This window comes from Methylobacterium mesophilicum SR1.6/6, from assembly GCF_000364445.2.
GTDB lineage: Bacteria > Pseudomonadota > Alphaproteobacteria > Rhizobiales > Beijerinckiaceae > Methylobacterium > Methylobacterium mesophilicum_A.
The window spans coordinates 1,213,836-1,234,190 of record NZ_CP043538.1; the positions used below are offsets into that span (position 1 = coordinate 1,213,836).

Below are 20,355 nucleotides of genomic sequence, written 5' to 3' on the forward strand. Positions count from 1 at the left end.
GGTTTGAGTGAGGTTCAGGACGAGGAGCGCGTCGCCAAGCGGAACTGTATGGGCTCGGGCCTGCGCCTGTACCGCATCCGGGCGTGAACACGTCGTGACGCAGAGACGCGTTCCTGGATGAGGCGCTGCCTGTTGAGGATGTCCGGACGCGCCGCCCCGCGGATCTGAAGGGCATTCCCCGAGCGATCAGTATCTCGCGCCCGGCTCGAGTCCGGCCGTATCACCGTGGAGAGGCGCAGGTCTCGCACCGGCAGATCACCGGTCGACGCCAGGGCGTCTCGCGGTACGTCGGCCCAAGGCCGCGTCGCTGGAACGTCCAGCTCGAAATCTGCGATCGTCACGCTCTCGGGTGCGCTCACCGCCACATCGTCAGAGGACGCGGGCGCGTGCTTCGGCATCAAGGCGGCGTAGACACCAACCCAGAGCGCAACAGCGGCCAGGACTGAACCCGCGAGAGCCACATGGTTGGTCATCGCGGCAGGAACGGCTCCCGCCCCACTCCGTTCCTGCCAAGGTAGAGCTTTTTTGGACTGCCGGTGGCAGCTGGGTCGCTGATCGGCACACCGCCCCGTCGGCCGGGCGGCCATATCATCACGGCGTGCCCGGCCCGCGCGCCGGCCGCACCGCGATGGATCGTCTGCCAGCGTTGATCCGGACGGCTCATGAAGGCACTCTGTCCGCGGACTGAGGCAGGCAGGCGCCCGTTGGGCTCCCGGCCGAGCACCTTGAGGTGGAGGGCTCCCTGAAGTGACCGACGCGGACGCTCAGCCTGAGGAGTTGCACGAGATCCTCCGGCTGGCGACGGAGTTGGCACAGCACTGTCTGCAGGCGGACGCTGCGGAGCAATCGGCTTATCCTGAGAGGCGCAAGGTTCTCCTCAGCGCCGCGCAGTTCCTCCACGACAACGGTGTCGCTTGGTCCCCTGTCCTGCGTGAGGCCGTGGCAAGGGCCACAGAGCGCATCGAGCCGCTTCCTGGGCGGTGAGGACCGCGACTTCGAGCACGCGCCGCACTCCGACGCGTTCCGCCGAGATGGCGGGGAGGTGGATGTCGAGATCTACCGGTACGCCGGCCCGCAGGATCCCTGGCGGTGGCCGGGGTCGATCTTCCGAGTGGCTCTCCCCGCGTCGGAAATGAGACTTTCGCCCCGGATCAGGACGCCTGCGCGGCCCTCACCGCAGTGGTTGAAGCGCATGGCGGGGCCGCGTTCGCTGCTTCGTGTAGCCGGACCGTCCCCTGATTTGAGCCCATCGGAGCGGGATCGGCGTTGAAGGCCGTGCACTCACGCCTGGAAGGATGCTCGGATGCCGCCCAAGCTCACCAAGACGATCATCGGTGCGGTCGTCGCCATCGCGCTCGCGGCGGCCGTCTCCTACGGCCTGATCAGCCAGCAAACCGCTGACCAGATCCAGACCAAGGCGAACCAGACCCTGCAGAACGACCAAGGGTCGCTTGGCCCGGGGCAGAACCAGCCTCCAGCTCCGCCGTCGAACTCTATTCCCCAGGCGCCGGGCCAGCCCGGGGCATCGCCGCAGCCGCCTGCACCTGCGCCCAGGCAGTAGCGCCCTATATCGGCCGCATGCCCACACTCGGCCTCAAGCTTCCGCTCCGCATCTGCGTCCTTGAAGAGACCGTGTGCGTCGAGGACGCCAACGGTCGCCGCACCGGCTACGTCTACTGGTCCGATGACAGCCCGCGCCGCTCAAGCACCGAAAGGTTCTCCAAGGCGGAGGCTATCGCGCAGGTGCGGGTGATCGCACGGGCGTGGGCGGATGCGCTCGCCTCCAGCGGCACGCTAAGCACCGGGCCGGCGCCAGAGGCGGGTGCTGCGGCAGCCGAGCCATCGCCGCGGGAGTGAGCCCGCAGTGCATCCTCCTCATGGAAGACGCGCTGAAGGCGGAGCGTCACCGGGGGCGGAGCCTGAACTCCGGCCGTCGATCTACTTCAGCGAAGATGTTGCGTTATTAAAAGAATACCGGCCTGTCTTTGTGCCGGAAACTTGGGCAATGCCGTCCGTCATTGGGCTAAGCCGGGTGTTGGTCAGCTCAACATCGCCGGAGATACCCGCAAATTTTCCAGTTCCGCCGGTCCATTCGGCTGTACCGCGCAGGCCTGCACCTTGAGCCTGCACTGGGTAATCGTACTTCTCGAAGATCTGGTCGCCGCCCGCATCCGCATAGACGCAACGACCATGGCTCTCCACCGTCTTGGCCTCGTTATCCAACGTCGCCATTCCGACGCAACGGCCGGCCAGATTATTCAAGAAGCCGCTTCCCTCGGTGTTGACGGCCGTCATCGTTACGTTGCTCATCGCGATCGAACGGTTTTCGCCGATGGGCATGGGCTTGATTGGTGCCATGTTTACGCCAGTATATATGACTTTATAATCTCCTGATCGCGGTAAATCTTCTGCCTGTGTGCTCGAAAAACTTGTACACAGCATCAATACGCTGACGAGAAGATGTGAATTTCGAATGTCCATTGATCTCCTCCCGATCGGCGGTGAGTCGGCACTCGAATATTTCATGCGTCGAAATAGTCTGCAAGGCGATCTGTACTGCAGGCTCGAATACAATCCATCTCTTTTGAAATGCGGCGAACGCGGCTGACGGCCAGCTGACACCATCGCGTGCACAAGAAAGCCCGCTGCGGCGGCGTGCCGAGCGGGCTGAAGGCTGTCCTGCCTAGGAGGGAAGGACGTTCGGATAGTAGCCCAATCCGATCGCGAGTCGTCTCACAAGGGTGAGAGCGGACCGACCCGTGAAACCGCTGTTGCTCGCCGTCGCGAAGGCCCGGCCGCGGAACGGTCCTTCCGACAGCGGGGTTGCCCATGCAGATCGAAGAGAGGGTAACATGCTGACAGGCAGCCTGCTGTGGCTCATCGGGGTGCCGATCCCGGTCATCCTCCTGCTGTGGTTCTTCTTCCTGCGCGGACGTTAGGGCCACTCGGGCAGATACCTCGACAGTCGCGCCCCGGCGTCTATCCTGCCACCATGCGCCACGTCCTCGCCGCTCTCGCTCTCGCCGTCGCTGCCGATGGGGCGCAGGCTCAACAGCGCCTGCCCACAATTCCCGAACTGCTGGCCGCCGAAGCGAAGGCAGTTCAGGCCTGCGAGGGCTCCGGAGATCCCGCGATCATCAAGGAGCAGTGCCGGCTGCACGATCGGCTCAGCGGCCGTCTGGCTCAGGCCGGCTACTGCTGGGGCCGCAAGGGCCAGTCCGACGAGAAGAAGGAGTGGCACGCCTGCCAGCCAGACTCGATCTACGAGGACGACATCGAAGCGACGCAGCGCTGACGTCGACACAATGCCCGCGCCGGCCGACCAGACGGGCCGAAGATTGACGATTGAAAGCAAGTCTTGCCTGAAGCCGGCGTCGATTAACAAAGACATCGTCCGCCCATTCCGCAACACGCCGTCCTTGAAAGGGTGGCTGTCGGTCGAGGCTCCCTCTGGCGGCCGCGGTCCTTGTGCTGCCAGCCCTTTGAAGGATGCCATGTCCGTGGCATGGTGGGGCATGGCCTACACCGTCCGCATGCTGTTTCTGAACCAGGGCGAGCCGCCCCCGGCTGAACAGCTGGACGGCACCTTCGATAGCTTGCGCAAGGCTTGGGACGCGGGAACCGCCCGGGTGCTGGAGCTTCAGCTCCGCTCCACCGAGACGGCCTTCCAAGTGCTCGACGACAGCGGCCAGATCGTGGACGTGACCGCCGGAGAGCTTAATAGCTGACGCTCGATCCGCCCGCCGGATCTCTGCGCTGCTCCGCTGCACGACGTCACGGGACTTCTGCGCGCGCGGTCGTGTGACACGCCGAGGAACACGTCGTCCAAGAGGCCGCCGAGGCGAGCAGGCGACCTCGACCGAAGCGACTCCGGGAGAATGCTCGGGGGTCGTGGCGCGGGTCGAGCGAGGCGCCGCGGGTCTGCGGCCGGACGGTATGACGAACCCGACGCGGGATGCCCTGACGATGACAGGCTGCAGGCTTTGCCTGACGACGCCCCGTCCGACTGACCGTTCGCCCATCGAAAACGCCACGTCGATCCTTTGCAGGATGTTGCCGTCGTCTGGCGCGGTGCAGTTGACTTGGGTGCGTTGTTAATCAACGCGAAGGTGATTTAACGATTTGTTAAGCACGGCGTGTGGAGGGCGTGCAAAACCGTTAACGCGATATGAAAGAGGCTATCTTCCGATACGTAAGTAGTGGATCATTAAGCATCGGAAATCGGATGCGGCCATGTCTCAAAAGCTTGAAGATATTCGTTTCATGGCAACGATGACCTTCGTTGTCTTTGTCGGATCCGGCCTCCAGCTCCTCCTGCATTGATACGACCATCCGGCTCGCGATCGAGCGCGCGCCGGGCTTGGCACCGATCATATCCTTGGGGAGGACCTGGGCTTGTACGTGCTGGATGTGGCCTTCTGGGGGTGCGCCTGCGTGGCGATCACGGGTTCAACCGCATTGGCCGCCATCGGCTGGCATGCATGGCGGCCAGCCCGGGCGTCCGTCATGCGGAACGCCCCTCTGGATGCCCCGGGCCCGGGCACGCGGCACTTCGGTCGGGCGTATCATTCCGGCAAACGGGTTCGTTGGACGCTCGCCCTTCGGTAGTACCGCCGGGAGGCCGACCGGTGCCGCGTCAGATGGCCCGCTCGGAGCGACCGGCTGGTTTGGCGGATCGCCGACGGCGGTGCGCATGGGTCACAGGCGGCAGCACGGCTCCCATCACAGTCCCGCCGCGATCGGCGCGCCACCTGCAAGCAAGAGCGGAAGCGGCCCGCTGCGTTCATGCCGCCGGGAGCACCCCACCGTGTTGAACACCGCCCTAGCGCTGCTCGCCGTTCTGGCCGTCATGACCGCTCACGCGATCTACAGGCTGATCCGCCTGCCTTTCCGGCTCCTGCGCGGCCTGTTTCGGCACACCCGTAAGCCCGCACGGGCGACGGCCGCCTGACCCAGCTGCCGATTGACGGAGGCGAGCCGCGCCGCGGAGCGGTCAAGCTCGCCGCCGCTGGGAAGGACGACCTCCCGCGCCGACCCATGATCAGATCGGGCGGCGGGGCCGGGCCGGCCGCAACCGAGCTCGACCTTGGGCGTTGGGAAAGCACAGCCGTATCGGCATCCCAAGTAAGGTCTTCACATGCTGCTGATCTCGTCCCTCGTGGCGGGTACGTTCGTGCTCGCCGGATCGTTCTCGCTCATGGCCGCGCTGACAGACTGACCCGCGGTTGGCGCGGGGGGCGGGTCACAGGCCGATCCCTCGCGCCACCAGCACTGCGCGTAGGGCGTCGGCCAACCCCTCGGACGTGAAAGGCTTGCGCAGAAACCGCGCGCCCATCGGCATCTGATCCACGCCCGGCCACGCCACACCCGACACGATCAGGATGGCGAGTTCGGGCCAGCGCGCTGCAACGGCCTTGGCCAGCAGAAATCCGCTGAGAGGCTCGCCGGGGAGATCCACGTCCGCGACCATGGCCGCGAGCTCGGGCCGGGCCGTCAGATGAGCCTGGGCCGCCTCGATGGTCGAGGCCTCAGCCACCTCGTACCCGGCATCGCGCAGGGCCGCCGCCGCTTCCATCAACTGCACCGGGTCGTCCTCGACGATCAGTACGGCGAGCCGCGGCGCAAAGGTGTCAGCCATCAGGGTCTCCACAGAGTCGGCGACGCCTCAACGCAGCTGGTACCGATTGCGTCTCGTCCGGGTGGGGAGGGCGCACGTCTTTGCTCGTGTCCGCTGTCCAGAGATGGCTTAACCATTGCGTCGCACGCCCTACATAGCAACCGGCGATTGTGCCGCGCGTGCTGCTAAGGGGATCCCGATGGTCGAGAACATTGAGGCCGACGTCAGGCTGCTCGTCCGGCAAGTCGCCGAGCGGGCCCTGCAGGGGGGCGGGATGGATCGCGCGACGTACGATGCCCTGTCGGCGGCCTCTACTGCCCTGTCGGCATTGACGCGCGCCGGTGAACACCAGGCGCCTGCACTGCAGGACGTACAGGCTCGTCTGCGCGCCTGTGAGGCCACGGCCGTGGTGAGGGCGGCGTAGGCGGGGCCACGCGCCTGCTCGGCCTCCTGGCAAAACGGCGGTGCCAGGACATCCCAGGCACCCCGGCGCAGGCTTGGCCGGCTTGCCGATGCCGCGTGGCTTCGGCGGGCAGACGGTGCCGCCACGTCCTACGGTGCGGGCAGCGTCCGGAATCCATGCCCGACGATGGGACCAGCCAACCCGCTAAACCTGGACCTCCTCCGCGTGGAGCCCACCGGCTCGCAGGTGGTCCGGGATGTCCGCATGGTCGTAGTAGCCGGCCTCGTGGGCCATGGCGTCGAGGGCCGCGATCGGGTCAGTGGCCGTGCCGGTCCAGAGGATCGTGCCTGTGGCACCTTGCCGGACCTGAAACACCTTCATCGCCCCCTCCTATGGTTTACGCCAAGATAAGCGCGGCGGCGTGGGGCTGTTCCTGACCAAAGCGCGGCTGTCGCGTGTGCCGCAGGTGCGGCCCGCGCGGCAGCCCTGGTGGGCTATCCTCCCTGGGCCGCCTGAACGGTTTGCGGCGAGGCAGGCGAGCAAAGCTCCCCCTCCCGCCTCGCCGGGCCGTCTCAAGGGGGGTCAAGACAGCTATTAATCAGTACTCGCTGGGCTCTATGTGCATCAATTGGGTATCTGTACGTAGCTGTCAATAAAACGATCCGCCGATATAGGGCACCGTATTGCCTCAGAGCGTTCAGACGTGGGCGCTGCTCGAGGAGCCGCTGGGCCGCAAGGTGCTGATGCCCCTGACAGCCGATCATGGCCTGCCCGGTGACCCACGCCACGAGGCGGTCCTTCATGCGCTTCGGAACTCCGCACAGAGGCCGGTGCGCCGGGTGTGCCAGCACCGGTGAAGCGAGCCGTCCGTTCCGCTCTCCGGACCCTGCGGGTGGAATTTCAAGCGGCCTTTGCAATCATGGGCGCTGCATGCGCGCCAACAGCAATCGGTGGCCGGGTCGCGACACCGGCGGGTTGCGATGCCCTGGGACGCGCTGTGAAATTTCGAGCGTCAGCCTGGGCTCGGCGGGCGATCTCGCGTCGCGCTATGGTGTGGAAGCGCACCTGATGAAGAACACAACCCTACTTATGCACGCTCCACAACCTGCGGGCGGTTGTTCACGGCGTTGCAGGTGTCCAAGTCACTCCCGTGGGATCACGATGGCGTCGTGGTTCTGCAGCCCTCCCAAGGGCGTTTCCTCCCAAGACTTCGGGCCGCTCCTTCGGGAGTGGCCTTTTTTGTCGGCGCCTCTGCCCCTGGAGCCGTGCGGCCGCCCGAACCCCTCACAGTAGTCTCTGGCCCAGCCGAACCGGATCAGGGCCGAAGGCTGCGACCGGTCGATCGGGTGGAAACGCAGTGCGCGGGCCGGATCGGCACGGTGGCGGCGCTCTGCCACCGGGTGTGAAGACAGCGGAGCGGCCTGAGGCTGCCACGAGCGGCAGATGGCCCTGTCCGGCCTTGGGCTCCGGGCCTTCCTGGCCGCGGCGATCCGAGCCTTCTGCCCGTCATCATCGCCTGCTGGAAAGGCCGCCCCATCGTCCCGCTTGCCCTGCTCAGCCTCGTGGTCTGCCCAGGTGCGCTGATCCCACCGCTGCGATTGCGACGACGACAGGGTCTCAAACTTTAATCTTCACGGGGGCCTGAACAATATTGCGTGCGATCTGGTTCAACCCATGACCGATCAATCCGATCTGTCGGAGGAAACACCATGTCAATGAAGTCATTAACCGTAGCGGCTGCTCTCACGCTCGCGATCTCGGGCGCCGCGATGGCGCAGACTGCTGCTGGCGGCGGTAGCGCCGAGGGCAACATGAATAGCCCCGGCTCGGTGAAGAGCAACTCCGAGAAGTCGATGCAGGGCAGCGGAAATGCGATGAGCACGGGTACGGTCGGCACGGGAACGGGTCCCGGCACAAGCGGTGGTCCGCCCGTCAGCACGCCCGGCGCAGCCGCCGGAAGCGGGTCGGGCAACGGTGCCACGGGCAGCGGTGCGGCCCCGAGCGGCAGATAAGGACCTGCCCCGCGGTCATGAAACCGCGGGGCTCCCATAAACAGCGACGCGAGACTTAACGACCCTTCTTGTAGAGCTTGCTCGCGATCTCGAAGATCTCCTCGGGCGCGTAGTTCGGCGCGAAAGCACCGTAATTGCCATCCAGCTCGGGGATCTTCCCACCCTCGGGGAGACCGTCGACCACCTCCAGGTTTCCGGGCGGATCGCCCGGCAGGGCGACCTCGTCGTTGGACCAGACACCCGCCGCTTCCTTGTAGTCGTCGGGGCTGAATCTGTAGAGGCGCCGGTGCGAGCCCTCCTGAAGGTACTTCTGACATTCCGGGATCTTGTCGAGGACGATGTTCGGGGTGGGCAGCATCTTCTCGATCTCGACGCCGGTCAGCTTCTTGAGCGCCAGCGCGTAGGCGTGGGCGTGAACCGAACCACGCACCAGGAGATAGCCGCAGACCTCGCGACCCGTCGGATCCTTGAGGGTCTCATAGACACGCAATTTGTGCAGGCGGGCGCCGCACTCCAGGTGGAAGTTGTGCAGCAGGTCGATGATGATGTTGCCGGTCGTCGTGACCATGTCGACGTTCCACGACTGAGCATTGGAGTTGACGGGCGTCGCGCCCCCACCGTTGCTGAGGAAACTGCCGGCCAGCCGGATGTCCTGCATGTCGTGGAAGGGCGCCTTCGAGACGTCGACTTCCTCGGTGTCGTCGCCCGGGCCGTTGTTCAGCATGGCAATGCCCGTCGAGACCAGCTCGACATGCCCAAGCTCCTCCGCGAAGATGCTGGAGACGAGGCTGTAGAACGGGCGCAGCTTCGACTTGTTGCGGAAGTTGAAGCTCTGGAACATGTAGTTCCCGAGCGTCGACATCTCGCCGTACTTGCCGCCGAGCAGCTCCTGCAGGGCAGCCGCCGCGTTCGGGTCTGGCTTCTTCGGCTGTGGCAGTTCGGCCTGAAGGCGATCGAGCTTCATGAACATGCGAGGCAGCTCCGTCCGCGCGGGATGCGCATGAGGGCATCTTTCTGCAGGGTCGATCGTTCCTCCGCGCTTCGCGAGATCGGCCACAAAGAGGCTGGCCGGGATCGCGCGCGATGCGCGGCGCCAGGAAGGCTACAGTCACGGCTGTCGCGGTGCCTCACGCAGATAGCCCGATGATCGCACGCGATCCGCTGATCGACGCCCGCGACCGTATTGGCTTAACCGTGACTGCCGTGGTCAGCATGACGCCAGCGCGGTCGCCTCGCTGCCAAGCTCGCTGAGCCGGGAACACCGCCGCTCGCCCATGCACGCTCGGACAGACGCTCCCGGGCGGGCTCAACGATCGCGCGGAGGCCCGCCTCGGCACCGATTGGTCCGTCGACCCTCCGGCGTGCAGGAGAAACCCGGGGATCACGTGAGGTGCGTTCTTGCTCCTAATTCACCTTAATCACCGCTATTAACCAATTGATAAAACTCATTAACAAATCGTTGGCACGAAGCTCCGACTTGTGAGGGAATACGTAGACGGGCCGGTGGTCCGCCACGACGTCCTCCGAGGTCATCATGGTTCAGGTCACCGCGCTTGAGCGTCCTCCGCGCCGGGGTCGGCGCACGCTTGCCGGTCTGGCTGCGCCACTGCTCCTCCTCGCGGGGACAGGTCCAGCAAGCGCCCACGTGAAGTGGTTCTGCGCCTACGATGTGGCCGGGCAGCCGCAGGGCCTCGAGCAGGTGCTGTGCCCGGACTTCGAGTGGCTGACCGGTCTCGCCCTGGTCTGCCTGATGGCGGGCTGCCTGGCTCGCGCAGGTCCAAGCTGTAGGGGCGGCCCATGCATCACTCCGGCTGTCGACCGGCCGAGTGAATCAGCCTCCCAGCGCCGCGTGAACCCCACCAAGCCGACTCAGCCCAAACCGAAAACGCTCTAAAGCGTTGAAAACAACCGTCGGAGCGGCATTCGTCATGTTCGAACGAGCGGCAGCCGCAGGCGACGACGGCCCGCATGCGGCAGGCTTCTCGCCTTCTGACCGGGGCGCACTCACGGTCCGGTTTGTATGCGGTCCACGGGGGGCAGGCGCTCCAGCGGGACGCTCGCCAAGTTTGAATCGCGAGGCCCTGACGCGGCATTGCCGGCAAGATGCCGGGTGATGGCTCCGCGCGTGCCGACCACCAGCCGAAAGTGGCCGCGGAGGACGCAGGCCTGACCGGCGGCAGCCGTCCAGGCGATGCAGATCGTGGACCGGGGCGAGGGATGCCGCCGCCTTCAAGCCTCGCGCCGCACCGGGAAACTCCGGCCGAGGCAGCGTCTCCGGAACGACCCGCGACGGGAACTCGCTGTGAACTGTAGGTGTAAACCGTTTTGAAGATTGCCCTGGGGCTTCCGGTTCTGAGCCTCCGGTACAGGCTCGACCCCTGAATGATTGGTCGGAGTGGCGGGATTCGAACCCACGACCCCTAGTCCCCCAGACTAGTGCGCTAACCGGGCTGCGCTACACTCCGACGCCGCAAGGGCCCGGGGCTCTTAGCCGTCGCGCCGCGCCTGTGCAACCCCCGTGATCGGGCCCGATGCGCTGGCTATGCCGGGCGCAGGTCGCTACGGGGAATCTCCGCAGCCGCCCCTCTTGAGGATCATGACAGACCGACCGATCGCCTTCGATCTCACGCGCCTCGTCACGCGCCTGCGGCATCCGAGTCCCTCCGGGATCGACCGGGTCGACCTCGCCTACGCGCGCGCCTTCCTGGGCCGGCCGGGCCTCGGCTTCGGTATCGTCTCCACGGCATATGGTCCCCGCGTCCTTCAGCGCGAGCAGGCGCTCGCGATCGTCGAGGCCGTGGCCGCCGGCTGGGTCGAGGATCGGCAGGCGGCTTCGGATCCGATCTTCCACCGCCTCGCGGCGCGCTGCGGCGATCCGGCGGGAGCGGGGTCAATTCCGAGCGGGACGCGGGATCCGGCGCAGCGGATCGGTTCCTCAGAGCGGCGACGGATCCAGGCGCGGACGGCGGCCGACATCGCCCTGCGCGGCCGCCCGATCACCGCCCTGCCGCGCGACGCGCTCTATCTCCACACCTCACACCTGCGCCTCGACAATCCGGGCCGGTTCGACTGGCTCTATACGCGGCGGGACGTGCGCGCCGCATTCTTCGTCCACGACCTCATCCCGATCACCCATCCCGAATATGGAAGAGCCGGGGAGGCCGACCGCCACAGGGCGCGCATGCGCACGATCGGCCGTCATGCGGCCGCGATCCTGGTGAACTCGGCCGATACAGGCCGGACCACCCTGGACCACCTCGCCGCCGACGGGTTTGGACGGCCGCCGGTGGCGGTCGGCCATCTCGGCGTCGAGGACGCCTTTGGGCGCGCCGGACCCCGCTTCCGCCCCGACCGACCGACCTTCCTGGTCTGCGGGACGATCGAATCGCGCAAGAACCACCTGCTCCTGTTCCAGATCTGGCGGCGGCTCGCCGAGCGCCACGGCGCCGCCACCCCCCGCCTCGTCGTGGTCGGGCGCCGGGGCTGGGAGGCCGAGAGCGCCATCGATATGCTCGAACGCTGCCCAGGCGTCCGTGCCCACACGGTCGAGGTCACGGGGCTGTCCACCCACGGCCTCGCTGCCCTCATGCGCAGCTGCACCGCCCTGCTGATGCCCTCCTTCGCCGAGGGCTACGGGATACCCGTGGTGGAGGCCGCGGCCTGCGGACTGCCGGTGGTCGCCTCGGATCTTCCGGTCCACCGGGAGATCGCCGAAGGATTCGCCCTGTTCCGCGATCCGCTGGATGGTCCGGGCTGGCTGGAGGCCATCGAGGCTCTGGCCCATCCAGCGTCGCCTCTCGGAGCCGAGCTGGCCAGGCGGCTCGACGGGTATGCGCCGCCCGACTGGAAGGCCCATTTCGCGGCCGTCGAGCCCGTTCTGGCCGCGCTCTGAACCGGGCTGTCATCCGTTCTGCCCGCCGTCATCAAGTTGCGCCTCTCCGGCCTGACGCATAAGGAAACTCGTCAGTCCTCAGGCTTGGCGAAGGCCGGGCGGAACGGAGAACCTGCCGATGCGGGTAGTCGACCTCGATCGGGATACGATCAAGCACGGGCTCAGCGATGGCTCGATGCTGGTCATCGATGTCCGAGAGCCTCATGAATATGCGGCTGGACACATCCCGGGTGCCGTTTCCCATCCGCTGTCGGCATTTGATCCCGAGGCCGTGGCGGCGCTCGTGGCCGAGGATGGACGGCGGCCTGTCTTCTCATGCGCGTCCGGCGTCCGGTCGGTCCATGCGCTGATGGCCGTGCAGAACGCCGGTCTCGATATCGTCGAGCATTACAAAGGCGGCTTCAAGGACTGGTACAGCGCAGGCGAGACGGTCGAGTAGCCTCGCGGATCAATTCGGCTCAGGGAGCCGTGATGTGCGCTCGCGCACAAGCAACAGCGTTTCCCGCAGGTTAGGGCGCACCTGCGGCGGAACAATCGTCAAGCTCGGCACGACCGGCGGGTCGGCCAACGGACAGCAGGACCCGATGCGCAGCCGGCTTCCCAGCCTTCTCACCGTGCTCTCAGCCCTGGCCGCCGGCCTCGTGGCCGGACCGCTCGCGGCGCCCGCCCGGGCTCAGGCACCGGGCGGCCCGCCGCCCAAGGTGACCGTGGCCAAGCCCGTGGTGCGACAGATCGTCGAGCAGGACCAGTACACGGGCCGCTTCGACGCGATCGAGTACGTCGAAGTCCGCGCCCGCGTCACCGGTTACCTGGAGAAGATCAACTTCATCGACGGCCAGACGGTGAAGAAGGGCGAGACCCTGTTCATCATTGATCGCCGGCCCTACAAGGCGGCGCTGGAGCAGGCCCAGGCAGCGCTCGCATCCGCCAAGGCGCGTCAGTCCTTCTCGCAGACGGATCTCGAGCGCGCGCAGACGCTCTCTCGCAGCGGTAACATCTCCGAGCAGGTCACCGACCAGCGCCGGCAGGCCTCGCTGACCGCACAGGCCGACGTCGACAGCGCCCAGGCGGCTCTCAACAATGCCCAGCTGAACTATGACTTCAGCGAGGTGAAGGCGCCGATCAACGGCCGCATCAGCCGGCGGCTAGTGACCGAGGGCAACATCGTCAGTGCCGACCAGACGATGCTGACCACGATCGTGTCGCTCGACCCGATCTACTTCAGCTTCACCGTCGACGAGAAATCGTTTCTGAAATACCAGAACAGCCTCGGCATCGGGATGGGTCAGACCCAGCAGGGCAAGGGCGTGCCGATCTCGATCGCGCTCTCCGGCGAGGCGAAGCCGACCCGCAAGGGCACCCTCGATTTCGTCGACAACCGGGTCGACAACGCCACCGGCACGATCCTGCTGCGGGCCACGGTCCCCAATGCCGACCTGTTCATCAAGCCCGGCCTGTTCGGCATCGTCGCGATGCCGGCGACCAAGCCGTATCAGGGCGTGCTGATCCCCGACGAGGCGGTCGCCGCCAACCAGGACAAGCGGATCGTCTACCTGCTCGGGCCCGACAACGTGATCCAGCAGAAGGATGTGGTGCTGGGCCCGAAGGTCGACGGCTACCGGGTGATCCAGTCCGGGCTGAAGGGTGACGAGACCCTGGTGGTCAACGGCATCTCCCGGATCCGGCCCGGCGCCAAGGTGACGCCGGAGACCATCGAGCTGCCTCCGAGCAAGACGTGAGCCCGAGCGGCTCACCGAGACCGCTTCCGAGCGCGCCGCGCGGCGCGCCCCGCACCGACGACGCAGGGCCCCGGCCGGGAGACCGGCGGGCCTCAGAGGTTTGACCGATGCGTTTCGCCCATTTCTTCGTCGACAGGCCGATCTTCGCGTCCGTCACGTCGATCGTGTTCCTGATCCTCGGCTTCGTGGCCTACGAGAGCCTGCCGGTCTCGCAGTATCCCGAGATCGTGCCGCCGACCGTGACGGTGCGCGCCTCCTATCCGGGCGCCAACGCCGAGACCGTGGCCGCCACGATCGCGACGCCGATCGAGCAGGAGGTCAACGGCGTCGACAACATGCTGTACATGACGTCGTTGTCGACCAACGACGGCAACATGCTGCTGACCGTGACCTTCAAGGTCGGCACCAACCTCGATATCGCCAACGTGCTGGTGCAGAACCGGCTCTCGGTGGCGCAGCCGCGTCTGCCGCCGGACGTGCGCAACCTCGGCGTCACGGTGCGCAAGGCCTCGCCCGACCTGATGCTGGTCGTGCACCTGCTCTCGCCGAACAAGACCTACGATCAGAACTACCTCGCCAACTACATCTACCTGAACATCCGCGACGAGCTGCTGCGCCTCGACGGCGTCGGCGACATCACGATCTTCGGCGGCAACGAGTACGCCGAGCGCATCTGGGTCGACCCGAACAAGCTCGCGGCCTACGGACTCTCGGTCACCGACGTCACCTCGGCCCTGCAGGAGCAGAACGTCCAGGTGGCGGCGGGTCAGCTCAACGGCCCGCCTGCGGCCAAGAACGAGGCGTTCCAGCTCGTCGTGCAGTCGCAGGCGCGCTTCAAGACGCCCGAGCAGTTTGCCGAAGTGATCATCAAGGCGCAGGACGGGCGCCTCGTCCGGGTCAAGGACATCGCCCGCGTCGAGATGGGCCAGAAGGACTACACGACCAATTCCTACCTGAACGAGACTCCCGCGGTGGGCATCGGCGCGTTCCAGCGGCCCGGCACCAACGCCCTCGACGCCGCGGCGTCGGTCAAGAAGGTCATGGAGGAGGTCAAGAAGAACTTCCCGCCGGACGTCGAGTACCGCATCGCCTACAACCCGACGGAGTTCATCGAGGAGTCGATCCACGAGGTCTACAAGACCCTGTTCGAGGCGGTCGGCCTCGTGGTCATCGTGGTGCTGGTGTTCCTGCAGAGCTGGCGCACCGCGATCATCCCGGTCATCGCAATTCCGGTGTCGCTCATCGGCACGTTCGCCGCGATGGCGGGTTTCGGCTTCTCGCTCAATAACCTGACTTTGTTCGGTTTGGTGCTCGCCATCGGCATCGTGGTCGACGACGCGATCGTGGTGGTGGAGAACGTCGAGCGCAACATGGCCGAGGGCCTGTCGCCGGGTGATGCCGCGCACAAGACCATGGACGAGGTCGGCGGCGCGGTCATCGCCATCGCGCTGGTGCTCGCCGCGGTGTTCGTGCCGACCGCGTTCATCCCGGGCATCTCGGGCCAGTTCTACAAGCAGTTCGCGCTGACCATCGCGGCTTCGACGCTGATCTCGGCCTTCAACTCGCTGACCCTGTCGCCGGCGCTCTGCAAGCTGCTTCTGGTGCCGCACCACGCCCGGAAGGAGCCGAAATTCTTCCTGACGCGGTTCGTGAACTGGCTGGCGAACGGCTTCAACCGCGCCTTCGACGCAACCTCGAACGCCTATGGACGGACCATCCGCGTCCTGACCGGCGGCGTCGTAGGCATCGGCGTGATGCTTCTGGTCTACGCGGCGGTGATCGCCGGCACGCTGCACCTCGCGCAGACGACGCCGACAGGCTTCATCCCCGACCAGGACCAGGGCTACCTGATCGGCGTGGTCCAGCTGCCATCTGGCTCGTCCCTCGACCGCACCACGGACGTCATCCTGCGCGCCGCCAAGCAGGCGCGCACGGTCGACGGCGTGGCCAACGCGGTGATCATCGCGGGCTTCGACGGCGCGACCTTCACCAACACGACCAATGCCGGCGTGATGTTCCTGACGCTCAAGGGCGCGAAGGAGCGGGCCACGCAGGGGCGGAGCGCTGCCGTCATCACCGGCGACGTGCTGAAGGCGACCTCCGACATCCAGGAGGCGCGGGTCATCGTCATCCCGCCGCCGCCCGTCCGCGGCCTCGGCAACGGCGGCGGCTTCAAGATGCAGATCGAGAGCCGGCAGTCGTCGGATATCGGCCCGCTCATGGCCGCGGCCGGCGAGGTGATCGGTCAGGCCAACCAGAGCGCGGACGTGCAGCGGGTCTTCACGACCTTCGACAACTCGACGCCGCAGCTCTTCCTCGACATCGACCGCACCATCGCGCGGATGCTGAACGTGCCGCTGGCCAACGTGTTCTCGTCGGTCCAGGCGGATCTCGGCGGCACCTACGTGAACGACTTCAACACCCTCGGCCGTATCTATCAGGTGCGTCTGCAGGGCGACGCGGCGTTCCGCACGTCGATCCAGGACATCTCGCAGATCAAGGTGCGCTCCTCGACTGGCGCACTGGTGCCGATGGGCACGCTCGCCTCGGTGCGCGACGTGACCGGTCCGCAGATCGTGCAGCGGTTCAACCTGTACTACTCGGTGCCGGTGCAGGGCGTGGCCAAGCCCGGCATCTCCACCGGTCAGGCGCTGGACGCCATGGAGCAGATCGCCAAGAAGGCGCTGCCCGAGGGCTACTCCTACGACTGGACCGAGATCGCCTACCAGCAGAAGGCCGCGAGCGGCACCGCGGGCGCCGTCTTCGCGCTGGGCGTGCTGCTGGTCTTCCTGGTGCTGGCCGCGCAGTACGAGTCCTGGGCGCTGCCGCTGGCGATCTTGCTGGTGGTGCCGACCGGCGTGCTGGCGGCGCTCGCGGGCGTGCAGCTCCGCGGCCAGGACAACAACATCCTGACGCAGATCGGCCTGATCGTGCTCATCGGCTTGGCTGCCAAGAACGCGATCCTGATCGTCGAGTTCGCCCACGACATCGAGCAGCGGGAGCATCGCGGCCCGGTGGAGGCGGCGGTGGAGGCCTGTCGCCTGCGCCTGCGCCCGATCCTGATGACCGCCTTCGCGTTCATCCTCGGCACGCTGCCGCTGGTGATCGCCACCGGTCCGGGCGCCGAGATGCGCCAGGCGCTCGGAACGGCGGTGTTCTTCGGGATGATCGGCGCGACCTTCTTCGGCCTGTTCCTGACGCCGGTCTTCTACGTGGTGATCCGCCACTTCTCGAACTGGCTCGGCCGGTTCCGGAAGAAACACACGCACGCCGATCACGGCGGCGGCGCCCCCGCTCACGGCTGACGCGCCGCGCTCGAACCCGGAAGCCGCGTCCGATCCACGAGGATCAGGCGCGGCTTTCGCGCGACGGTCGGGTCAGTCCGGTGTAGAGGCTCGGCCCATGCATGCCGTCGGCCGCCTGTTCCTCGGGGCTTTCGCCCTCCTGCTCGCCATTCCGACGGGCCTCGCAGTCCTCGTCTCGGCGCTGCTCGTTGATCCGGCCGCGCAGGCTTGGCTCACCGGCGGCGCGCTCGCCGGCCTCGACATGGCGCTGTCCGACCTGTCGGCGGGGTTGCCGCCGGAGGGGCTGATCCTATTCGTTGCCGGCCTCGCCAAGGCCCTGTTCGTCCTTCTGGTCGTGCCTCCGGCCTTCGTCGGCCTCGGCGGCGAGATCCTCGCCCGGCGCGGCCTCCTCTGGTACGGCGCCGGGTGCGGCCTGCTGACCGCCGCCCTCCCCTGGCTCACCCGCGGCGCCGTGCGCTCCCGCGATACCGGCCGGAATTCCGGTGTCAATCCTGACCTTCTCGCCGCCGAGGCGCGCCTGACCTTGATCCTCTTCGTCGTCGGAGCCGGCGCGGGACTCGTCTACTGGCTGATCGCCGGACGGAGCGCCGGATTCGTCCGGGAGGCTCGTGAGGGCGGCGCCTGAGCATCGCTTCTCCCGCCCGGCCTCAGTGCCGCTTGGCCATGGACCCACGGGCGCGCTACAGGGGGGCCGCCACGCCGCGGAATCCGATGCTCGCCCTGCGCTCCCTCGCCTTCAACCTCTGCTTCTACGCCATGACGACGGTCCTGGCGGTTGCCGGGATGCCCACGCTGATCGCGGGGCGCTCCGTGCTTCGGCTGGCCCGGGCCTGGGGACGGGCCACGTTGTGGCTGCTGCGAGTGGTTGCGGGTACCCGTGTCGAGTTCCGCGGCCTTGAGAACATCCCGCCCGGGCCTTTGCTGGTAGCCGCCAAGCATCAGTCGGCTCTGGAGACCCTGGCGCTTTGCACGATCCTGCCGGACTTCGCCTACATCCTGAAAAAGGAATTGCTGCTCATCCCCCTGATCGGCTGGTATCTCTCGCGCAGCGGCATGGTCGCGATCGACCGGTCCAAGGGCACACGGGCTATGAGCGCGATGAACGCCGCCGCCGGCGAGGCGATCCGGAAGGGTCGCCAGCTCATCATCTTCCCGGAGGGTACCCGCCGTCCGGTCGGCGCCGAGCCGGCCTACAAGCAGGGCCTGTCGCACCTCTACGTGGCGCTGAACGTGCCGTGCCTGCCGGTGGCACTGAACACCGGTCTGTTCTGGTCCCGCAACAGTCTCGTTCGACGGCCCGGCACCGCCATCATCGAGTTCCTGCCGCCCATCCCGCCGGGGTTACCCCGGCAGGAATTCCAAGCTCTGGCGCAGGAGCGCCTGGAGACGGCCTCGAACGCACTCGTGGACGGCGGCCTCGCGGGTCTCGCCGCCGCCGGCAACCCCGTCCCAGCGGCGGAGGCCCCTGCCGCAGCCGCGCCGCGTCGCTGAGGCGTCGGACCTATCGACGACGACTGAGGACCACCCGCAACGGGGTGCCCGTCTTGTGGATAGCGTGGGCAACGCCCACATCCTCCTCTAGGAACGTCGCCCTTGACGCCTGTGGATATCGCACGCTAATTTGGAACAAATGGCGAACAGAAGAGCCCTGTCCTGGTCGGCCGCGCTTCGCGACCTGAAGGACGATCGCAACCGGAGGCAGGACGTGCGTGAAGAACGCCTCAAGACGACCGCGGGTCTGCGCGGATCGCCCGCGCTTCCCCTTTCCGCGTGGCGCGGCCGCTCCGGCCGGCGCTACGTCGTTGGGGTTCATCCGGCTGGGGGCTTCGACCTCGACGAGATGGCACAGGCCGTGGTGATCGCGGTGCGCCGCGACGACACCGGCATTGCCGAGATGGTTTCGGTCGCAAATTCCAGCGAGAACCCGCGCGATCATCTGCGGCGGACTTGGCTCGACCGCGTCCGCAGCCGGGGTGCCACCGAGATGCACGTGCATCGCCTAGCCGAGAACGAGGCTGAGCGGGTTGCGATCGTGGAGGATCTGAAAGTCGATACCGCCGAGCCGGCGCAGGTCTGATCGAAACATTCGATCGGAACGGCCAGGCTGGCGGATGAAACGCGCGTCGCTGGTCGACCGGAGGCGCCACCGCCCCAGTTTCGCCCCGTGCGTGGCCTCAAGCCGGGGCTGCGATGTTCCTGCGGGAACGTGATCGGGAGCGGAATGCATGGTGCAGGATCGGACGCGTCCGGAGGTTGCTCCTCAGACGCCCCCGGCGCGCGGGGCGCGGCGATCCCGGCTCGGGCTGTTCTTGCCGTACGTCCTGCTCGCCCTCGTGGTGGTAGGTTGGTCGACCGGCTGGTTCTGGATCCGTGAGCGGGCGGCCGGCGAGATCGATGGCTGGATCGCCCGCGAGGCCGCGGCAGGCCGCACATGGACCTGTGCTGACCGTTCACTCGGCGGTTACCCCTTCCGGATCGAGCTGCGCTGCAGCGCCGTCACCCTGGTACGCGCCGACGGGCGCCTCCGCCTGGGCCCGAGCACTGCGGTGGCCCAGATCTACCAGCCCCGCCTCATCGTATTCGAGAGTGCCGGACCGTTCCATGTCGAGCAGGGCGATCTGACCGGGGATGCCGCCTGGAAGAACCTGCAGGGTAGCTTCCACGGCGCGGCGGATGGATTCACCCGGGCGTCGCTGGTGGTCGATGCGCCCAATGTCACGGTGAAGGGGGCGGAGCCAAGCCCCATCGCGGTTTCGGGCAAGCATCTGGAACTGCATGCACGGCCGAGTCCCGGCCGCTATGAATCGGATGGCGCCGTCGATCTCAGCCTGCGCCTGAACCACGCGGAGGCGCCGCAGCTCGACGCACTCACCGGTACGCAGGATCCGGCAAACGTCGCCCTCGACGCGACGCTCACGCAGGCCATAGTGCTGCGCACCGGCACGGTGGCACGCGAACTTGAGCGGTGGCGTCAGGCCGGCGGCACCCTCGATCTTACCGCACTCTCCCTGTCCAAGGGGGCGCAGCGGGTCCAGGCGAAGGGCACGCTCGCCCTTGACGGCGCTCACCGCCCGGCGGGGCAGATCGACCTCCGGGCCGCCGGCGTCGACGCGCTGGTGGGCGGCATCGTCGGCCAGCGGTTCGGTTCCGACAGGGGCGCCCTGGTGGGACAGCTGGTCGGCGGCCTCCTGGGCCTAGGCCAGCGCCCGGATCGGGACGCTCCGACCGACGCGCCGCCGCTGAAGGCGCTTCCGCCGCTGCGCCTCGTCGACGGGAAGATCGTGTTCAGTGGTTTCCCGATCCCGAACGTCGTCGTGCCACCACTATACTGAAGGGCGGCCGCGCGGTGCATGGCGGCTGATCGGCGCCGCGCAATCCGCTATAGGA

20 protein-coding genes, 1 tRNA gene and 1 pseudogene are annotated in these 20,355 nt (G+C 67.0%); 17 read left to right on the forward strand and 5 right to left on the reverse strand.

Annotated elements, in window-relative coordinates:
- The first annotated feature begins 1,303 nt into the window (after nucleotides 1-1,303).
- Nucleotides 1,304-1,561, forward strand: coding sequence for a hypothetical protein (locus MMSR116_RS05525; RefSeq protein WP_010685266.1), 258 nt, complete (start codon nucleotides 1,304-1,306; stop codon nucleotides 1,559-1,561).
- Nucleotides 1,562-1,578: 17 nt separating this feature from the next.
- Nucleotides 1,579-1,857, forward strand: a complete 279-nt coding sequence (locus MMSR116_RS05530) for a hypothetical protein (RefSeq protein ID WP_010685267.1) — start codon at nucleotides 1,579-1,581, stop codon at nucleotides 1,855-1,857.
- Between the two features lie 81 nt (nucleotides 1,858-1,938).
- On the opposite strand, the gene MMSR116_RS05535 is transcribed toward MMSR116_RS05530, so the two are convergent.
- Entirely contained in the window at nucleotides 1,939-2,481 is a 543-nt protein-coding gene (locus tag MMSR116_RS05535; protein ID WP_010685268.1) for a hypothetical protein, read from the reverse strand.
- 278 nt (nucleotides 2,482-2,759) lie between these two features.
- Between MMSR116_RS05535 and MMSR116_RS05540 the strand changes: the two genes are divergently transcribed.
- The 4 genes from MMSR116_RS05540 (at nucleotide 2,760) to MMSR116_RS31290 (ending at nucleotide 4,951) form a co-directional block, all read left to right on the forward strand.
- Nucleotides 2,760-2,939, forward strand: a complete 180-nt coding sequence (locus tag MMSR116_RS05540; protein WP_010685269.1) for a hypothetical protein — start codon at nucleotides 2,760-2,762, stop codon at nucleotides 2,937-2,939.
- A gap of 53 nt (nucleotides 2,940-2,992) precedes the next feature.
- Entirely contained in the window at nucleotides 2,993-3,295 is a 303-nt protein-coding gene (locus MMSR116_RS05545; protein ID WP_010685270.1) for a hypothetical protein, read from the forward strand.
- Nucleotides 3,296-3,305: 10 nt separating this feature from the next.
- The gene (locus MMSR116_RS31730; protein WP_244625604.1) at nucleotides 3,306-3,728 is read left to right on the forward strand and encodes a hypothetical protein; all 423 of its coding nucleotides are present in this window, start codon (nucleotides 3,306-3,308) and stop codon (nucleotides 3,726-3,728) included.
- A gap of 1,079 nt (nucleotides 3,729-4,807) precedes the next feature.
- On the forward strand, nucleotides 4,808-4,951 hold the full coding sequence (locus MMSR116_RS31290; protein WP_010685272.1) for a hypothetical protein: 144 nt from the start codon (nucleotides 4,808-4,810) through the stop codon (nucleotides 4,949-4,951).
- Nucleotides 4,952-5,242: 291 nt separating this feature from the next.
- Here MMSR116_RS31290 and MMSR116_RS05555 read toward each other — a convergent pair whose 3' ends face one another.
- A complete protein-coding gene (locus MMSR116_RS05555) occupies nucleotides 5,243-5,638 on the reverse strand; it encodes a response regulator (protein ID WP_010685273.1) in 396 nt (131 codons plus the stop codon).
- A gap of 178 nt (nucleotides 5,639-5,816) precedes the next feature.
- Between MMSR116_RS05555 and MMSR116_RS05560 the strand changes: the two genes are divergently transcribed.
- Nucleotides 5,817-6,041, forward strand: a complete 225-nt coding sequence (locus MMSR116_RS05560; RefSeq protein WP_039893881.1) for a hypothetical protein — start codon at nucleotides 5,817-5,819, stop codon at nucleotides 6,039-6,041.
- Nucleotides 6,042-6,224: 183 nt separating this feature from the next.
- Here the strand turns inward: MMSR116_RS05560 and MMSR116_RS31295 are convergent, their stop codons facing one another.
- A complete protein-coding gene (locus MMSR116_RS31295; RefSeq protein WP_010685275.1) occupies nucleotides 6,225-6,401 on the reverse strand; it encodes a hypothetical protein in 177 nt (58 codons plus the stop codon).
- 1,328 nt (nucleotides 6,402-7,729) lie between these two features.
- Between MMSR116_RS31295 and MMSR116_RS32475 the strand changes: the two genes are divergently transcribed.
- On the forward strand, nucleotides 7,730-8,032 hold the full coding sequence (locus MMSR116_RS32475) for a hypothetical protein (RefSeq protein ID WP_010685277.1): 303 nt from the start codon (nucleotides 7,730-7,732) through the stop codon (nucleotides 8,030-8,032).
- Between the two features lie 55 nt (nucleotides 8,033-8,087).
- Here the strand turns inward: MMSR116_RS32475 and MMSR116_RS05565 are convergent, their stop codons facing one another.
- Nucleotides 8,088-9,002, reverse strand: coding sequence for a manganese catalase family protein (locus MMSR116_RS05565; protein WP_010685278.1), 915 nt, complete (start codon nucleotides 9,000-9,002; stop codon nucleotides 8,088-8,090).
- Between the two features lie 564 nt (nucleotides 9,003-9,566).
- Between MMSR116_RS05565 and MMSR116_RS31740 the strand changes: the two are divergent.
- A pseudogene (locus tag MMSR116_RS31740) lies at nucleotides 9,567-9,869 on the forward strand (hypothetical protein); the annotation flags it as partial.
- Between the two features lie 550 nt (nucleotides 9,870-10,419).
- Here the strand turns inward: MMSR116_RS31740 and MMSR116_RS05570 are convergent.
- Nucleotides 10,420-10,497 (reverse strand) — tRNA-Pro (locus MMSR116_RS05570).
- Nucleotides 10,498-10,628: 131 nt separating this feature from the next.
- Between MMSR116_RS05570 and MMSR116_RS05575 the strand changes: the two genes are divergently transcribed.
- The 8 genes from MMSR116_RS05575 to MMSR116_RS05610 all read left to right on the forward strand — a co-directional run bounded on the left by MMSR116_RS05575 (nucleotide 10,629) and on the right by MMSR116_RS05610 (nucleotide 20,300).
- Nucleotides 10,629-11,924, forward strand: a complete 1,296-nt coding sequence (locus MMSR116_RS05575) for a glycosyltransferase family 4 protein (RefSeq protein WP_010683160.1) — start codon at nucleotides 10,629-10,631, stop codon at nucleotides 11,922-11,924.
- A 118-nt stretch (nucleotides 11,925-12,042) separates the two neighbouring features.
- Nucleotides 12,043-12,363, forward strand: a complete 321-nt coding sequence (locus MMSR116_RS05580) for a rhodanese-like domain-containing protein (protein ID WP_010683161.1) — start codon at nucleotides 12,043-12,045, stop codon at nucleotides 12,361-12,363.
- A gap of 145 nt (nucleotides 12,364-12,508) precedes the next feature.
- Nucleotides 12,509-13,663, forward strand: a complete 1,155-nt coding sequence (locus MMSR116_RS05585) for an efflux RND transporter periplasmic adaptor subunit (protein WP_010683162.1) — start codon at nucleotides 12,509-12,511, stop codon at nucleotides 13,661-13,663.
- Between the two features lie 107 nt (nucleotides 13,664-13,770).
- Nucleotides 13,771-16,968: an efflux RND transporter permease subunit gene (locus MMSR116_RS05590; protein ID WP_010683163.1), complete on the forward strand. Its 3,198-nt coding sequence runs from the start codon at nucleotides 13,771-13,773 to the stop codon at nucleotides 16,966-16,968.
- A 97-nt stretch (nucleotides 16,969-17,065) separates the two neighbouring features.
- Nucleotides 17,066-17,593 carry a hypothetical protein gene (locus MMSR116_RS05595; protein WP_010683164.1) on the forward strand — a complete coding sequence of 176 codons (528 nt, stop codon included), beginning with the start codon at nucleotides 17,066-17,068 and terminating at the stop codon, nucleotides 17,591-17,593.
- An 86-nt stretch (nucleotides 17,594-17,679) separates the two neighbouring features.
- Nucleotides 17,680-18,459, forward strand: a complete 780-nt coding sequence (locus tag MMSR116_RS05600) for a lysophospholipid acyltransferase family protein (protein ID WP_010683165.1) — start codon at nucleotides 17,680-17,682, stop codon at nucleotides 18,457-18,459.
- 139 nt (nucleotides 18,460-18,598) lie between these two features.
- Complete coding sequence (locus MMSR116_RS05605; protein ID WP_010683166.1) at nucleotides 18,599-19,045, forward strand: hypothetical protein; 447 nt, start codon at nucleotides 18,599-18,601, stop codon at nucleotides 19,043-19,045.
- 148 nt (nucleotides 19,046-19,193) lie between these two features.
- Nucleotides 19,194-20,300, forward strand: a complete 1,107-nt coding sequence (locus MMSR116_RS05610) for a DUF2125 domain-containing protein (protein ID WP_010683167.1) — start codon at nucleotides 19,194-19,196, stop codon at nucleotides 20,298-20,300.
- Nucleotides 20,301-20,355 lie beyond the last annotated feature (55 nt).

What these genes read in the sequence shown, in the direction of transcription:
- MMSR116_RS05600 (WP_010683165.1), top strand. Translation starts at nt 17,680, where the DNA reads ATGCTCGCCCTGCGCTCCCTCGCCTTCAACCTCTGCTTCTACGCCATG.
- MMSR116_RS05560 (WP_039893881.1), top strand. Translation starts at nt 5,817, where the DNA reads ATGGTCGAGAACATTGAGGCCGACGTCAGGCTGCTCGTCCGGCAAGTC.
- MMSR116_RS05530 (WP_010685267.1), top strand. Translation starts at nt 1,579, where the DNA reads ATGCCCACACTCGGCCTCAAGCTTCCGCTCCGCATCTGCGTCCTTGAA.
- MMSR116_RS05575 (WP_010683160.1), top strand. Translation starts at nt 10,629, where the DNA reads ATGACAGACCGACCGATCGCCTTCGATCTCACGCGCCTCGTCACGCGC.
- MMSR116_RS31295 (WP_010685275.1), bottom strand. Translation starts at nt 6,401, where the DNA reads ATGAAGGTGTTTCAGGTCCGGCAAGGTGCCACAGGCACGATCCTCTGG.
- MMSR116_RS05610 (WP_010683167.1), top strand. Translation starts at nt 19,194, where the DNA reads ATGGTGCAGGATCGGACGCGTCCGGAGGTTGCTCCTCAGACGCCCCCG.
- MMSR116_RS32475 (WP_010685277.1), top strand. Translation starts at nt 7,730, where the DNA reads ATGTCAATGAAGTCATTAACCGTAGCGGCTGCTCTCACGCTCGCGATC.
- MMSR116_RS05555 (WP_010685273.1), bottom strand. Translation starts at nt 5,638, where the DNA reads ATGGCTGACACCTTTGCGCCGCGGCTCGCCGTACTGATCGTCGAGGAC.
- MMSR116_RS05525 (WP_010685266.1), top strand. Translation starts at nt 1,304, where the DNA reads ATGCCGCCCAAGCTCACCAAGACGATCATCGGTGCGGTCGTCGCCATC.
- MMSR116_RS05595 (WP_010683164.1), top strand. Translation starts at nt 17,066, where the DNA reads ATGCATGCCGTCGGCCGCCTGTTCCTCGGGGCTTTCGCCCTCCTGCTC.
- MMSR116_RS05585 (WP_010683162.1), top strand. Translation starts at nt 12,509, where the DNA reads ATGCGCAGCCGGCTTCCCAGCCTTCTCACCGTGCTCTCAGCCCTGGCC.
- MMSR116_RS05545 (WP_010685270.1), top strand. Translation starts at nt 2,993, where the DNA reads ATGCGCCACGTCCTCGCCGCTCTCGCTCTCGCCGTCGCTGCCGATGGG.
- MMSR116_RS05590 (WP_010683163.1), top strand. Translation starts at nt 13,771, where the DNA reads ATGCGTTTCGCCCATTTCTTCGTCGACAGGCCGATCTTCGCGTCCGTC.
- MMSR116_RS05605 (WP_010683166.1), top strand. Translation starts at nt 18,599, where the DNA reads ATGGCGAACAGAAGAGCCCTGTCCTGGTCGGCCGCGCTTCGCGACCTG.
- MMSR116_RS31730 (WP_244625604.1), top strand. Translation starts at nt 3,306, where the DNA reads ATGCCCGCGCCGGCCGACCAGACGGGCCGAAGATTGACGATTGAAAGC.
- MMSR116_RS05565 (WP_010685278.1), bottom strand. Translation starts at nt 9,002, where the DNA reads ATGTTCATGAAGCTCGATCGCCTTCAGGCCGAACTGCCACAGCCGAAG.
- MMSR116_RS05535 (WP_010685268.1), bottom strand. Translation starts at nt 2,481, where the DNA reads ATGGACATTCGAAATTCACATCTTCTCGTCAGCGTATTGATGCTGTGT.
- MMSR116_RS05580 (WP_010683161.1), top strand. Translation starts at nt 12,043, where the DNA reads ATGCGGGTAGTCGACCTCGATCGGGATACGATCAAGCACGGGCTCAGC.